This window comes from Streptomyces sp. NPDC001156, assembly GCF_053598275.1.
In genome coordinates, this window is the sequence record NZ_JBSFJX010000078.1 from 26,694 (window position 1) to 41,407 (window position 14,714).

Below are 14,714 nucleotides of genomic sequence, written 5' to 3' on the forward strand. Positions count from 1 at the left end.
TGATGACCGCCACCACCACCGCCCGGGTCGCCGCGGCTCAGCCGCGGACGGCCCGGCCGTCGAACCGACTGCGGGCCTGGGCCACACGCGCCCCGCTGCTGCCCGCACTGATCTTCATGATCCTCGTGACCCAGCTGCCGTTCGTGGCGACCCTGGTGATCTCGTTCTTCGACTGGAACGCCCTGTATCCGAAGGACCGTCACTTCGCCGGACTCGGCAACTACTCCGATGTCCTCACCACTCCGGAGCTGCGCAAATCGGTGTGGACGACCGTGCTGCTCACCGTCACCGTGGTGCTGATCAGCCTGGTGATCGGCCTGCTGCTCGCGCTGCTGCTCGACCGCAGGTTCCCGGGCCGGGGAGCGGTGCGCACCATGCTGATCGCGCCGTTCCTGGTGGTCCCCATCGCGGCCGCCCTGCTGTGGAAGCACGTCCTCTACAACCCCGAGTACGGCCTGTTCAACGGCCTGCTGCACTGGATCGGCGGCGACAGCGCGCCACAGCCGGACTGGATCTCGGACATGCCGCTGTCGGCGGTCGAGGCGTCGCTGATCTGGCAGTGGACGCCGTTCATGATGCTGATCCTGCTCGCCGGGCTGCAGAGCCGTGACCCCGAACTGGTGGAGGCGGCACGGATGGACGGCGCGAGCGACTGGCAGGTGTTCGTCCACATCACCCTGCCGCACCTGCGCCGCTATCTGGAGCTGGGCGTGCTGCTCGGTTCGATCTACATCGTGCAGAACTTCGACGCGGTGTACACGATCACCGCCGGCGGCCTCGGCACGGCGAACCTCCCGTACACCGTCTACCAGACCTTCTACCAGGCGCACGAGAACGGCCTGGCCTCGGCTGCCGGTGTGCTCGTGGTCATCGGCTCGATCATCATCGCGACCTTCGCGCTGCGCGTCGTGTCGTCGCTCTTCCGGGAGGAGGTGTCCCGCGCATGACCACCGCAGTGACCGGCGCCCCGGCGCAGACGCGCACCCGGCGCAGGCGTTCCACCAAGGGGGCCGCGCTGGGCCTGGTCGCCTGGCTGGCGGGTGTCCTGTTCGCCCTGCCCATCCTCTGGATGGCCCTGACCTCCTTCCACTCCGAGGCGGACGCGGCCACCAATCCGCCCGCGGTGGCCGCGTCGCTCACCTTCCAGAGCTACCGGGAGTTCTTCGGCCTGGACGGGGGCGCGAGCCCCTGGCCCTCGCTGATCAACTCGACCACCGCCTCGGTGGCCTCCACCGTGTGCGTACTGCTACTGGCGCTCCCGGCGGCCTACGCCCTGTCGATCCGTCCGGTGAAGAAGTGGACCGACGTCCTGTTCTTCTTCCTGTCCACCAAGATGCTGCCGGCCGTGGCCGGTCTGCTGCCCGTGTACCTGTTCGCCAAGAACACCGGCCTGCTCGACAACGTCTGGGCACTGGTGATCATCTACACCGCGATGAATCTGCCGATCGCCGTGTGGATGATGCAGTCCTTCCTCTCCGAGGTGCCGGTCGCGATCATCGAGGCGGCGCAGATCGACGGCGCCCGGCTGCCGACCATCCTCCGGCGCGTGGTGGCCCCCATCGCCCTGCCCGGCATCGCCGCCACGGCCCTGATCTGCTTCATCTTCAGCTGGAACGAGCTGCTTTTCGCCCGGGTGCTCACGGGTGTGGTCGCCGAGACCGCCCCCGTCTTCCTGACCGGCTTCATCACCAGCCAGGGCCTGTTCCTGGCGAAGGTGTGCGCCGCGTCGCTCGTCATCTCCCTGCCGGTGCTCGCCGCGGGGTTCGCCGCCCAGGACAAGCTGGTCCAGGGCCTGTCGTTGGGAGCCGTGAAATGAAGGCCGCCGTCATCGAGTCCGTGGGCCGCGCCGTCGTCTCCGAGGTCCCGGACCCGACGCCAGGGCCCCGCGAGGTCGTCGTCGAGGTCGCGGCCTGCGGTCTGTGCGGTACGGATCTGCACATCCTCCAGGGCGAGTTCGCCCCCAAGCTGCCGATCGTGCCCGGCCACGAGTTCGCTGGCGAGGTGGTCGGGGTGGGCACCCAGGTCACCGAGGTGTCGGTCGGCGACCGGGTGGCCGTGGACCCGTCCCTGTACTGCTTCGAGTGCCGGTACTGCCGTACGGGCCACAACAACCTGTGTGAGCGGTGGGCGGCCATCGGCGTGACGACGGCCGGCGGGGCGGCGCAGTACGCGGTGGCGCCCGTCGCCAACTGCGTGAAGCTCCCCGAGCACGTGCGCACCGAGGACGCGGCGCTGATCGAGCCGCTGTCGTGCGCGGTGCGCGGCTACGACGTCCTGCAGTCCCGCCTCGGCGCCCACGTCCTGATCTACGGCTCCGGAACGATGGGCCTGATGATGCTGGAGCTGGCCAAGCGGACGGGCGCGGCGAGCGTGGACGTGGTGGACGTGAACCCGACCCGTCTGGAGACCGCACGAGGGCTCGGCGTGACGGGGTCCGGGGCGAGCCCGGACGAACTGGACCGTCCGCAGGGCTGGGACCTGGTCGTGGACGCCACGGGCAACGCGGCGGCGATCCAGGACGGCCTGGGGCGGGTGGCGAAGGCCGGCACCTTCCTGCAGTTCGGGGTGGCGGACTACGCCACGCGGGTCGAGATCGACCCGTACCGGATCTACAACCAGGAGATCACGATCACCGGTTCCATGGCGGTGCTGCACAGCTTCGAGCGGGCGGCGGAACTGTTCGCGGGCGGTGTGCTCGATCCGGAGGCGTTCATCAGCGACCGGATTCCGCTGGAGCGCTACCCGCAGGCGCTGGAGCAGTTCGCGGCGGGCGTGGGGCGCAAGATCGTCGTGGTGCCGTAGCGGTCCGGGCCGGGGGCCTGGTCGTCATCCATTTGGCCCCATGGGTAAGGGAACGGTAAAGCGGTCTCGTTCGTTCATCCGTCATGACAGCTATGACCCCCGGCTCGAACATCCCGCTCGGAGCCACCCGTGTGACGGTCGACGTCGCCGCCCCGGTGCGGCTCGACGTGTCGGCCCTGCTGCTCACCGCCGACGGCAAGGTGCGCTCCGACGACGACTTCATCTTCTACAACCAGCCTTCGGGCCCGGGCGTCATGTACCGCTCCGGCGGCGGCACCAGCCCCGACTCGATCACGGTCGACACCGCCTCGGTGCCCCCGGGCATCGAGAAGATCGTCGTCACGGCGAGCCCCGACGCCGCGGGTCAGACCTTCCAGGGCGTCGAGCCGACGGCCACCATCCGCAACGCCGACGACAACTCCGTGCTGGGCACCTTCACCCCGCCGCAACTCGGCGCGGAGACGGCCCTGGTCGTCGTGGAGGTCTATCTCCGGGGCGGCGCCTGGAAGGCCCGCGCCGTCGGCCAGGGGTACGCCGACGGTCTGGCGGGCATCGCCACCGACTTCGGCGTCACGGTGGAGGAGCCGGCCGCGCCCGCCCAGCCCGCCGCCCCGCCCATGCCCGCGATGCAGCCGCCCGCCGCTCCCCCGGCGCCCGCCGCTCCCCCGGCCCCGCCCGCACCGGCCCCCGGCGCAGGGAAGATCAACCTCGACAAGGGCCGCGTCAGCCTCCAGAAGAACCAGACGGTCTCCCTCGTCAAGGGCGGCCGCCCGCTGCTCTCCCAGGTCAAGATGGGCCTGGGCTGGGAGCCCGCCTTCCGGGGCAAGGACATCGACCTGGACGCGTCGGTCATCGCGTACGGCCCGCAGCGCAACCACATCGACAGCTGCTACTTCGGCAAACTGACCATTCTCAACGGAGCGATCAAGCACTCCGGCGACAACCTCACCGGTGAGGGCGGAGGCGACGACGAGGTCATCGTGGTCGACCTCGGCCGCATTCCCCAGGAGGTCACCGGCCTGGTCTTCACCGTGAACTCCTTCTCCGGGCAGAAGTTCTCGGAGGTCGCCAAGGCCTACTGCCGCCTGGTGGACGCCGCGACCGACCAGGAGCTCGTCCGCTTCGACCTCACGAACGCCGAGCCGCAGACGGGCGTCATGATGGCCAAGCTCATCCGGCAGTTCTCCGGTGAGTGGGAGATGACGGCCATGGGCGAGTTCGTCAAGGCCCGCACCGTGCGGAACATGGTGAAGCCGGCGGCCCAGTCGCTGTAGGCAGCCGTACGACACCTGCGGGGCCCCTCGGCCGGGGCCCCGCAGACACGGCGAGGACGTATGCGGACCAACTCGCCCGTACGCGTGATCCTCGGTTCTAGCGCCGCTGACGCTTCCAGGGCCCGGTGATGGCGAGCATGATGCCGGGATCCTGGATGTTGGCGAACAGGGTCTTCCCGTCGGGTGAGAAGGTGACGCCGGTGAACTCGCTGTACTCCGGCTCCGCTTCGGTGCCGATGTTCAGTTCGTTGCGCGCGATCGGGTACGTCCGGCCGCTGTCGGTGGCACCGAAGAGGTGCTGGACGCCCTCGCCGTCCTCGGCGATGACCAGGCCGCCGTACGGCGAGACGGTGATGTTGTCGGGGCCGCCGAAGTTGCCGTCCTTCGACGGGTCGGGGTTCACGCCGAGCAGGACCTTCAGCGTCAGCGTCCGGCGCTTCGGGTCGTAGAACCAGACCTGGCCGTCGTGCTGGACCGGGCTTTCCTCGCGGGCGTAGGAGGAGACGATGTAGGTGCCACCGTCGCCCCACCACATGCCGTCCAGCTTGCGGGCGCGGGTGACCTGGCCGGCGGCGAACTGCTTGCGCACCGAGACCGACTTCGCGTCGCGGTCCGGGACGTCCACCCAGTCGACGCCGTACACCGTGCCGATCTTCGTGGCGCGGGAGAGGTCGTCCACGTACCGGCCGCCGGAGTCGAAGCACTTGAAGGCCTGAAGACGACCCGCGTCGTCCGCCAGGGTGCGCAGCTTGCCCCGGCCGTGGCAGAAGCCCTCCGGCGGGGTCCAGCGGTACAGCAGGCCGTTGGGGCCGGAGGCGTCCTCGGTCAGGTAGAGGTGACCGCGCTTGGGGTCGACGACGACGGCCTCGTGGGCGTAGCGGCCCAGCGCCTTGACGGGCTTGGGGTCGCGGTTGGCCCGGCGGTCCTCGGGGTCGACCTCGAAGACATAGCCGTGGTCCTTGGTCATGCCGCTCTGGCCGGCCTTGTCCTCGGTCTCCTCGCAGGTGAGCCAGGTCCCCCAGGGGGTGTTGCCGCCTGCGCAGTTGGTCGACGTGCCGGCGATGCCGACCCATTCGGCGACCTTGTCGTGGCGCACCTCGACGACGGTGCAGCCGCCGGACGCGGCCGGGTCGTAGACGAGGCCCTCGGTGAGCGGCACCGGGTACTGCCAGTCGGCCCGGGGACCCTTGAGCTCATGGTTGTTGACGAGCAGGGTGGCGCCGCGCGGGCCGTCGAAGGTGGAGGTGCCGTCGTGGTTGGAGGGGGTGAACTCGCCCGACTCCAGCTTGGTCTTCCCGCTGTAGGTGATGACGCGGTACGAGAACCCGGCGGGCAGCGCGAGCAGGCCCTTGGGGTCGGGGATCAGCGGTCCGTAGCCGACGCCGACGTGCCGGTCCTCGTCATGGCCGTCCGCGGTCTCGGTGTCGGTGGACGCGAGGGCGCCCGGGGCGGTGGCGAGAGCGCCGACGGTGCCGGCCAGGGCGACGCCGGCACCGGTGAGCGCGGATCGTCTGGCGAAGTCCCTGCGGGTGAGCGACATGCTGTCTCCTTTGAGGGGAGTGAGTCGGTCGGGGAGTGGCTGCTGGCGGACCTCGTTGCGCGCACACGCTCCCGTCCGCGCCTGAACACCGGTTGAACGGGAGCCGACGCCGGAGAGCGCTCTTCCATGAATCCGCCAAGCCCTTCTCCCGGAGGGGCCTTGCGCAGACCAAGAAACAGCAGGGACACAGCGGTCCCTGCCGTTACGGCGGCCTCCGGGCCGCGGGATTCGTCACCCCCCGGTGCGGAGGGTCCTGCGCGGCGCCATCGTCCGCCGCGGCGGGGCCTCCCTCTCACCGCGGCAGACGGGTGCCGCTCAACCCCCTTGCTGCGACCGCGCCTTGAACGCGGCCTTCCGGGCTTCCTTCGCCACCTTCTTGTCCGGGTGCAGGCGTCCCATCGCCTCCAGCACCTCCGGGGTGGCGGGGTGGTCGACCCGCCAGGCCGTGGCGAAGAAACCGCTGTGCTGCGCCGCCAGGCCCTCCACCAGCGACTGCAGTTCCGCCGAGTTGCCCTCGGCCGCCAACTGCGCGGCGACGGTGTCGACGGTCAGCCAGAAGACCAGCGACTCCGTCGGTGCGGGCACGTCCGCCGCGCCGTGCTCGGTGAGCCAGACCCGCGCCAGTCCGCCCAGTTCCGCGTCGTCCAGCACCTCGCGCAGCGCCGGTTCCGCCTCCGGACCGACCAGGGACAGTGCCTGCTGACAGCGCAGTCGGCGCAGTGGCGCACCGGCGTCCGAACCGCGTGCCGCGGCCAGCAACTCCCTTGCGGCCGCGAGCGATTCACGGCGCGCCAGCCACTGCTCCGTCTCGGCCTGAGCGGCCGCCGGTGGAAACGCCGACGTGCTGTCGAGCAGGGCGTCGGCGCCCTTGTCCGCCAGCTCCCCCACCGCCGGCGCGGTCAGCCCGGCCTCCAGCAGCCGGGCGCGCATCCCGTAGAGGCCGAGCGGGGTCAGCCGCACCATCCCGTACCGGCTGACGTCGGTCTCGTCGACGGGCGCCGCGGGCTCCTCGTCGGGGTCGGCCATCAGCGCCTCGTCGACCGGCTGGAACTCGACGAGTCCGATGGGCTGGAGGATCCGGAACTGGTCGTCGAGCCGCATCATGGCGTCCGACACCTGTTCCAGCACGTCGTTGGTGGGTTCGCCCATGTCGTCGGGCACGATCATCGACGCGGCGAGCGCGGGCAGCGGCACCGGGCTGTCGCCGGGTCCGCCCTCGCTGACCGTGAGCAGATAGAGGTTGGCCAGCACCCCGTCGAGGAACTCGGCCTCCGCTTCCGGGTCCCAGTCGAGGGACGAGAAGTCGATCCGGCCGTCCTCGTCCACGGCATCCACGAAGTCGTCGAGGTCGGGCACGCTCGCGTCGGCGAGTACGGCCTCCAGTGCGCCGAGCCAGACGCCGAGCACGTCGCCGGGGCTTCCGGTGGTGAGCAGTGCGAGGTCGGCGCCCGTGGCGACCGTTCCCTCCTCCTCGTCGACGATCTCGACGAGTCCGGTGTCGACCGCGACCCGCCAGGCCTCGCTCGCGTCGGCGGCGGCGTCCTCGCCGACGAGCCCCAGTTCCTCGGCAGCGGCGGGCAGCTGCTCCTCCACGAGTTCGCCCCCGGCACCGACACGGGTGTCGGGACCGGCCCAGCGGGCCAGGCGGGCGGCCCGGGAGAGCAGCGGAGTGGCGAGCGCGTCCCGCGCGAGCTCCGCTTCGGAGGCCAGCCGGACCGGCGGCAAGAGGGAGCTGTCTGACATCGGCTGGATCTCCTTGAACCGTACGTGGCGACCGAGAGGTCACCCCGAAACACACGCTCAGCCTAGACGGGTTTCGCCCCATGCCGCCCGGTTCACGTCCCTTCCGGGAGCCGCACCTGGCCGAAACCTTGACAACTGGCCTGAGAACAAAGGAGATTGACGCGCGTAGAAGTCGGCGGACAGTTGTTCACCGAGGTTCGCCGACGTCCTTCGCGGTTCATCCGGGGCCACCGCCTTCTACGCGCGTCACACCGTCCCGTCAGCCGCGGCCCCGCGGTAAACCGCTCCACCTTCGTCCCGGCACCCCTATATCTCCCCGGAGGGATCCCGTTGCCGAGCAAGTCATCCACGCGCCTCGCCGCGCTCACCGTCGCCGCCGCCTGCTCGACCGTCTCCGGCGTGGTCCTCACCACACCGGCACAGGCGGACACAGTGTGCATTCACGACATCCAGGGCACCACCCGGATATCGCCGCTCGTGGGCCGGCAGGTCGCGGACGTGGCCGGAATCGTCACGGGCGTGCGCACGTACGGCTCCTCCAGGGGGTTCTGGATCCAGGACCCGAACCCGGACGACAACCCGGCGACCAGTGAGGGCGTGTTCGTCTTCACCAGCTCCACCCCGAAGGTCGCCGTCGGCGACTCGGTCACGGTGACGGGCACCGTCTCCGAGTACGTCCCGGGCGGCGCCGCCACCGGCAACCAGTCGCTGACCGAGATCACCAAGCCGACGGTGGCGGTGCTCTCCAGCGGCAACGCCGTCCCGGCGCCGGTCGTCGTCGACGCGAGGTCCGTGCCGGACGAGTACACCCCGGCGGGCGACACGGCCGCGAGCGGCTCGATCAACAGCCTCTCCCTGGAGCCGGCCACGTACGCCCTGGACTACTACGAGTCCCTGGAGGGCATGAACGTCCAGATCGCCGACGCCCGTGTGGTCACCGCCACCGACCCGTACACCGAGCTGTGGGTCACGGTGAAGCCGCATGAGCACGCCAACCGTCGCGGCGGCACGGTCTACGGCTCCTACGACTCCCAGAACACCGGCCGGCTGCAGATCCAGTCGCTCGGCTCGACCGCCGACTTCCCCGCCGCGAACGTCGGCGACACGCTCACCGGTGTGACCAGCGGTCCGCTGGACTACAACCAGTTCGGCGGCTACACCCTCGTGGCGGACCGGATGGGCACGCTGAAGAGCGGCGGTGTGCAGCGGGAGACCACACGCAGGCAGGGCCGGGGCGAGCTGGCCGTCGCCACGTACAACGTGGAGAACCTGGACCCGTCGGACAGCAGCTTCGAGGCCCACGCCTCCGCGATCGTGCACAACCTGCAGTCGCCGGACATCGTGTCCCTGGAGGAGATCCAGGACAACAACGGCGCCACGGACGACGGCACGGTCGACGCGAGCCAGACGGTCGGCAAGCTGATCGACGCGATCGTCGCGGCGGGCGGCCCGCAGTACGACTGGCGCTCGATCGACCCGGTCAACGACCAGGACGGCGGCGAGCCCGGCGGAAACATCCGCCAGGTCTTCCTCTTCAACCCGAAGCGGGTCTCCTTCACCGACCGCGCCGGCGGCGACTCCACGACCGCCGTGGGCGTCACCAAGGTGCACGGCAAGGCGCAGCTGACCGTCTCTCCCGGCCGGATCGACCCGGCGAGCGACGCCTGGAAGACCAGCCGCAAGCCGCTGGTGGGCGAGTTCGTCTTCCGCGGGAAGACGGTCTTCGTGATCGCCAACCACCTCAACTCAAAGGGCGGCGACCAGGGGCTGACCGCGCAGTACCAGCCTCCGGCGCGCAGCTCGGAGGTCCAGCGCCACCTGCAGGCGACCGAGGTGAACACCTTCGTCAAGGACGTCCTCGACACGCAGAGGAACGCGGACGTCATCGCGCTCGGCGACATGAACGACTTCCAGTTCTCCGACACCACCAAGATCCTCGAGGGTGGCGGCGCGCTGTGGTCGGCGATCAAGTCGCTGCCGAGGAGCGAGCGGTACACGTACGACTACCAGGGCAACAGCCAGGATCTCGACCAGATCCTGGTCAGCCCGGCGATCCGGCGCGGCTGCGACCTGGACTACGACAGCGTGCACATCAACTCGGAGTTCCACGACCAGATCAGCGACCACGACCCGCAGGTGCTGCGGTTCCGGCCGTAGTTCCGGTACGCGGATCCCGGCTCACGTACGGACGAGCCCAGCCCCCGTCGCAGGGGGCCGGGCTCGTGCCGCTTGTCAGGGACCTCAGGCGTACACCGCGTTCAGCCACTCCTGCCAGGCGGCCTCGTTCACCTTGGCGTCGGCGCCGGGCGCGAAGTCGTGGACGCTGATACCGACCGGCGCGCCCCAGTGGTTGCGGCCGAAGAAACGGATGAGCGCGTCGTCGGTGCGCAACCCGAGGAAGTACGGGTTGCGGTAGTCGACCACCGCGTGGAAGAGCCGGCGCTCAGGCCCCTGCACCTCGACGGTGGTTCCCTCGGCGGTGTTCTCCGCGAGCCCGAGCGCCCGGACCACGGCGGTCAGGGCGTCGGCCGCCATGGACGCCTCGGGGCCGTTCAGCGTCGCGAAGGAGACGGGGCGGGGCGCGAAGTAGGTCAGGTACTCGCGCAGGGTGTGCAGGTAGAAGTCGGTGTGCCTGTTGGCGCCGTCGTACTGGTTGTCCCAGTCCTCTACGAAGATGCCGCTGTGCACATACCGCACCCAGGAGCGCCGGCCGCCCTCGCGCGGCTCGATGGTGTAGTCGAGCTGGTTCAGGGTCTGCTGCGCGATGCCCTCGACGTCCGCGACCCGGTTGGTGTAGCGGCGCGGCGGGTCCCAGACGGTGACCGTGGATCCGAAGGGTCCCTTGCCGCCCTCCCGCGGCTCGGGGGCGTCCATCGGCCACAGCCAGCCGCCGGTGCCGGTGGTGAAGGACTCCCACACCTGCTCGGGCGTGGCGTCGACCTCGAACTCGCGGGCGATCTCGAATTCCTTGGACATGGTGGGCTCCTGCGCGTCAAGTAGGTGGGTCAGTCGGTGGGTTCGACGGTCGGGGACTCGGGTTCCTCGGGGCCGGGTTCGACGGCCCGCGGGGGCTCGGGCTGCGGTGCGGGGGGCTGCGGTGCCACCGTGGGGTGAACGGCCAGGACGATCCGGTGGTCACGGCCCGCTACGGCGTCCGGAGCGTCGTACTTGCGGATCAGGGCGCTGACGCCCGCCGTCAGCTCCTGGATGAACGCGGCACGGTCGGCCGCCGAGGCGAACCGCACCTCGCCGTCGAGCGCGTACGTCGCGAGCCGTTTGCGGGCCTTCGCCGCTCCGGTGATCAGCGAGCCCACGTCCCGCACCAGGCGGGCCCCCAGGGCGAGCAGCCACCGGGCGGAGAGTTGGTCGCGGAAGCGGTCCGGATCGGGCTGGACGGAGGCCAGCGCGAGCGGGCTGATGACGTACGACGCGGCGGTGGCCCGCATCAGGCGCTCGGTGACGTTGCCCTTGCGGCGCTCACCCGCGAGCTCGACCAGCCCGTGCCGTTCCAGGGCCTTGAGGTGGTAGTTCACCTTCTGCCGGGGCAACCCGACCTTGCCGGCCAGCATGGCGGCCGACGCCGGCCCCGCCCCCAGCTCCGCCAGCAGGCGGGCCCTCGTCGGATCCAGCGAGACGGCCGCGGCCTCGGCGTCCTCGATCACGGTGACGTCCAACATGACTGCACCCTCTCACCGAAAACTTTTCTTGTCCAGACAGTCAGAATTTTCGGTGAGCGTGGTGCGGGATGAGCGGGGACGTGGGGGCGCTCATCCGGGCAGCGGGCAGCGGCAGCGGGTGGTCGTAGCGACTGTTGGGGAGGCTCTGACCCATGGCGAGGGTCTTCGGTCTCGGCCGTGGCGTGTGCCTCCGGGCGGGCGTGTGCGCGCTCCTGGGGGGCATGACGCGGTGGACCGGAGTGCGCGGTCCGTGCCGAAGTGGAAGGGAAGGGGAAGACGGCGGTGATGCGACCTGGGCGCGGGTCCAGTTCACTGGACCTCGCTGGCAGCGTCGGCCCAGGCCCGCCGCCGATTCGCACCCGGCCCCCGGAACGCGAGGTCGACGACCACGACGCCCCCGAGCGACGCGGCCTGGGACGCGACCGCCCTGCCCGGCCGGGCCGACGCTGCGGTGGTGCCGCTAACCCTTGGACCCCTCCAACCGGGCCAACTGGGTCTGGAACCAGTCGAGGCGGGCCTGCAGCAAGGCGGCCTCCGCGACGAGTTCGCGGACGCCCAGGCCGGCGGACACGGCTGCGGCGCTCTGGCCGGCCCATACCCGCAGCCCTTCCCCCGCCAACCGCTCGAACACCGCCAGCGCCAGCGACGTACGGCCCGCCGGACACCCGGCGCACGTCGCCCGAAGTGCGCGCCAGCCCGGCCTGCCCCAGCCGGCGTCGGTCAGCGCCACGGCCGTCGCCCCGCACGCGCACGGTCCGACCGTCATGCTTCGCACCCGCTGGCGCGCGTACCGGAACCCGCGCTCGAAGCGGATGTAGGCGCCGAGGACGGAAACCTCGAGCAGCACGGCTTCCCGGTGCTCGGCGGTGCACAGCAGCCCCTCGGCCTCCGCACGGTCGTGCACACAGTGGAAGCCGCAGTCGCAGCGACGGTACGGCGCCCGGTGCCGCAGCCCGTAGGCACACCGCGCCTCGTCGCGGACCCCGTAGGTCAAGGCGCCGCCCAGCGACACACCGGTGAACCCGGCCCGGGTGCCGTCCTGGGACAGGACCGGGTGGGCGATCTTGTATCCGGTCGGCGGCTCCGTCGGTCGTTCCTCGGGGAGCCGCAGTCTCATCGGGCTACCGGTACCTCTTCGGCAGCGGACGTCTCCAGCTCCTCCAGCGCCTCGACCGCTTCGAGCCCGGCCTCTTCCTCGTACGGCTCCGGGTGCTCCTCCGCGACCCCGGTGGCGAGTGCCTTGCCCAGCTTCATGACGCCTCCCGCTGTTGTTACCGTCCCGGCCATGGTGACCCATGAATCCCGGTTTGGCACCAGTGCCCGACCCTTCACGCCCCCTCACAGCGCCCCGAGCGCCTCCGCCCTCGCGTTTCCAGACCTCTCAACTCCGCGAGGTGAGATGACAGAGCCGTCTTCGCGACAACGGACGCACAACCTGACAGGCCGAGCCAGACGTCACAGCATCACTAATCGATACCGTGTAGAAGAATTCAGTAGAGCTTCACGATTGTCGCGCCGAGACTGTTTCCATGACGACTTCTCCCCTCGCCCGCCCGCCCTTCGGCCGCGCTCTGTGCGCGATGGTCACGCCCTTCACCGCGGCCGGCGCCCTCGACCTCGACGGGGCGCAGCGGCTCGCCGACCGGCTCGTGACCGAGGGCTGCGACGGCCTGGTGCTGTCCGGCACCACGGGCGAGTCGCCGACCACGACGGATGCCGAGAAGGCCGCGCTGGTACGGGCGGTACGGGAAGCCGTAGGTGAACGGGCGTCGATCGTGGCGGGCGTGGGCACCTCGGACACGCGGCACACCGTGGCGCTGGCGCTGGCGGCCGAAAAGGCCGGTGCGGACGGGCTGTTGGTGGTCACGCCGTACTACAGCCGACCCCCGCAGGACGCGGTCGAGGCGCACTTCCGGGAGATCGCCGACGCATCCGGACTGCCGCTCGTGCTGTACGACATCCCCGGCCGCACCGGCACCCGCATCGAGCCTCGGACGATGATCCGGCTCGCGGAGCATCCGCGGATCGTGGCGGTCAAGGACTGCGCGTACGACCTCCTCGGCACCCAGAAGGTACTGGCGCGCACGGAACTCGCGTACTACGCGGGCTGCGACGAGCAGGTACTCGCGCTGTACGCGGTCGGCGGCGCCGGATACGTGAGTACGGTCGCGAATGTGGCGCCGCGTCAGTTCCGCGCGATTCTCGACGCGTTCGACTCCGATGCCACGGCGGATGCGGCCCGCCTTCAGCAACGGGCCATTCCCCTGATCGAGTTGATGATGGCCTCGGGTCTGCCCGGTACGGTCACGGCGAAGGGGCTGCTCGGCCGCCTCGGCCTGCCGTCCGGCCCGGTGCGTCCCCCGCTGCGTCCCGCGGACGCAGCGGCGCTGGACGACCTGGTGACGGCCTACCGCGAGCTGACCGGCATCAAGTGATCACGAGGGGTGCCGGCCCGGGCGCAATACCGTCGCCCCTCCGCCCGCCCTGCCGTACGTTGACCAGATGAGCCGACCGCTGCTGTATCTCGACGTCGACGGCCCCCTCAACCCGTGGGCCGCGCAGCCGGAGCGCCGCCCCGAGGGCTACACGACGATCCGGGTGGCCCTCCAGGGGCGCGCCCTGCGGGTCTGGCTCCACCCCGGCCACGGCGAGGCGCTGCTCGGCCTCGGCTATGAGCTGTGCTGGGCGAGCACGTGGATGGATGCCGCGAACCGCTGGATCGGACCGGTCATCGGCCTCCCCGAGCTCCCGTACGTCGACTTCGGCGCCGGTCTGTTCGCACTGCGGCCCGACGGGGTGCACTGGAAGACCGAGGCGATCGTCGCCCACGCCGCCGGCCGCCCGTTCGCCTGGGTGGACGACGAACAGAGCCCGGCGGACGAGGCGTACGTCACGGGTCATCACCCGGGCCAGGCCCTGCTGTACCACGTCGACCCGCGGATCGGGCTCAGGGAGAGCGACTTCGCGGTTCTGGCGCAGTTCGCGGCGACGATTGCGGAGTAGACGCCGGGCCCGGGACGGAGGCGGTCCGGCGGGCCACCGCCTCGGTTCGCCGACCTGGGCGGGGATGCCACCGGACAGGGTCGTGGTCGGGCCCCGCCCCGCGCCGATCCGGCCCCTCGGCGGGAGACGCGAGCACGCGGCCGGGCCCGCGCTCCAGCAGATCTGCCGCCGCTCCTCTCGCCGGGCCCAGTCGCTCGCGAGCGCCCTGCCGGGCCGTCCTGAGCCATGGGAGGGCGCTCGACGTCGGCCGACATCGACGACCGCCGGCAGCTCGGCAGTGCGTGGGAGCCCCGATCCACGGGGCGGCCTCGGTTCACGGCCGCCCCTCACAGCTGTGGCTGTGCGGAATGAGAAGCAGGTCAGACGCTCGACCCGTCCCGGCGGCCTGTGGAGGCATTCGTCGACGCCGTCCGGCTCCCGGAAGCCCCGATCGACGGCGGTCCGGGTACGCACTCCCACTGTTCGGCATCGGCTACGAGTACGTACCCCGGGGATGCTCGGAGCGTCCTGGTGGACGGCGCCGGATACGCCGCCGGAACGGGTCAGCGGCGAGCTAGACGAGTCTGTCCAAATGCCTGCGGGCATGAAGAGAGGGTGTTCAAGATCCGTTTGTGACGACAGAACTGAACACCCTCGTGACCGCACTGTACGTGAAGATCGACGACGAGTGGGCGG

13 protein-coding genes are annotated in these 14,714 nt (G+C 70.7%); 7 read left to right on the forward strand and 6 right to left on the reverse strand.

The genetic code is table 11. The features are described from left to right. Positions 1–2 precede the first annotated feature (2 nt). From ACWDA7_RS29565 to ACWDA7_RS29580, 4 genes are all read left to right on the forward strand, one after another. Positions 3–947: an ABC transporter permease subunit gene (locus tag ACWDA7_RS29565; RefSeq protein ID WP_432939053.1), complete on the forward strand. Its 945-nt coding sequence runs from the start codon at positions 3–5 to the stop codon at positions 945–947. Beyond that, positions 944–1,816: a carbohydrate ABC transporter permease gene (locus tag ACWDA7_RS29570; protein ID WP_450607874.1), complete on the forward strand. Its 873-nt coding sequence runs from the start codon at positions 944–946 to the stop codon at positions 1,814–1,816. The genes ACWDA7_RS29565 and ACWDA7_RS29570 overlap by 4 nt, the downstream gene beginning before the upstream one ends. Continuing rightward, positions 1,813–2,802, forward strand: coding sequence for a zinc-dependent alcohol dehydrogenase family protein (locus tag ACWDA7_RS29575; RefSeq protein ID WP_450607876.1), 990 nt, complete (start codon positions 1,813–1,815; stop codon positions 2,800–2,802). Before ACWDA7_RS29570 ends, ACWDA7_RS29575 begins: the two co-directional genes overlap by 4 nt. A 92-nt stretch (positions 2,803–2,894) precedes the next feature. Beyond that, positions 2,895–4,076 (forward strand): TerD family protein, encoded by a 1,182-nt coding sequence (locus ACWDA7_RS29580; protein WP_450607893.1) that lies wholly within the window; start codon positions 2,895–2,897, stop codon positions 4,074–4,076. A 97-nt stretch (positions 4,077–4,173) separates the two neighbouring features. Here ACWDA7_RS29580 and ACWDA7_RS29585 read toward each other — a convergent pair whose 3' ends face one another. Both ACWDA7_RS29585 and ACWDA7_RS29590 read right to left on the reverse strand, forming a co-directional pair. Further along, entirely contained in the window at positions 4,174–5,616 is a 1,443-nt protein-coding gene (locus tag ACWDA7_RS29585) for an alkaline phosphatase PhoX (RefSeq protein ID WP_450607878.1), read from the reverse strand. Positions 5,617–5,931: 315 nt separating this feature from the next. Further along, the gene (locus ACWDA7_RS29590) at positions 5,932–7,359 is read right to left on the reverse strand and encodes a hypothetical protein (RefSeq protein ID WP_450607880.1); all 1,428 of its coding nucleotides are present in this window, start codon (positions 7,357–7,359) and stop codon (positions 5,932–5,934) included. Positions 7,360–7,689: 330 nt separating this feature from the next. On the opposite strand from ACWDA7_RS29590, the gene ACWDA7_RS29595 reads away from it, so the two are divergent. After that, on the forward strand, positions 7,690–9,516 hold the full coding sequence (locus tag ACWDA7_RS29595) for an endonuclease/exonuclease/phosphatase family protein (RefSeq protein ID WP_450607882.1): 1,827 nt from the start codon (positions 7,690–7,692) through the stop codon (positions 9,514–9,516). An 84-nt stretch (positions 9,517–9,600) separates the two neighbouring features. Here ACWDA7_RS29595 and ACWDA7_RS29600 read toward each other — a convergent pair whose 3' ends face one another. The 4 genes from ACWDA7_RS29600 to ACWDA7_RS29615 all read right to left on the reverse strand — a co-directional run bounded on the left by ACWDA7_RS29600 (position 9,601) and on the right by ACWDA7_RS29615 (position 12,290). Further along, on the reverse strand, positions 9,601–10,335 hold the full coding sequence (locus ACWDA7_RS29600; protein ID WP_450607884.1) for an SRPBCC family protein: 735 nt from the start codon (positions 10,333–10,335) through the stop codon (positions 9,601–9,603). 29 nt (positions 10,336–10,364) lie between these two features. Then, entirely contained in the window at positions 10,365–11,036 is a 672-nt protein-coding gene (locus ACWDA7_RS29605) for an ArsR/SmtB family transcription factor (RefSeq protein ID WP_450607886.1), read from the reverse strand. 460 nt (positions 11,037–11,496) lie between these two features. After that, positions 11,497–12,153, reverse strand: coding sequence for a hypothetical protein (locus tag ACWDA7_RS29610; protein WP_450607888.1), 657 nt, complete (start codon positions 12,151–12,153; stop codon positions 11,497–11,499). Continuing rightward, entirely contained in the window at positions 12,150–12,290 is a 141-nt protein-coding gene (locus tag ACWDA7_RS29615) for a hypothetical protein (RefSeq protein WP_360996843.1), read from the reverse strand. Before ACWDA7_RS29615 ends, ACWDA7_RS29610 begins: the two co-directional genes overlap by 4 nt. A gap of 275 nt (positions 12,291–12,565) precedes the next feature. Here ACWDA7_RS29615 and dapA point away from each other — a divergent pair, with 275 nt between their 5' ends. After that, complete coding sequence (dapA, locus tag ACWDA7_RS29620) at positions 12,566–13,471, forward strand: 4-hydroxy-tetrahydrodipicolinate synthase (RefSeq protein WP_450607890.1); 906 nt, start codon at positions 12,566–12,568, stop codon at positions 13,469–13,471. Positions 13,472–13,538: 67 nt separating this feature from the next. Beyond that, the gene (locus ACWDA7_RS29625) at positions 13,539–14,039 is read left to right on the forward strand and encodes an HAD domain-containing protein (RefSeq protein ID WP_359392487.1); all 501 of its coding nucleotides are present in this window, start codon (positions 13,539–13,541) and stop codon (positions 14,037–14,039) included. Positions 14,040–14,714: the final 675 nt, after the last annotated feature.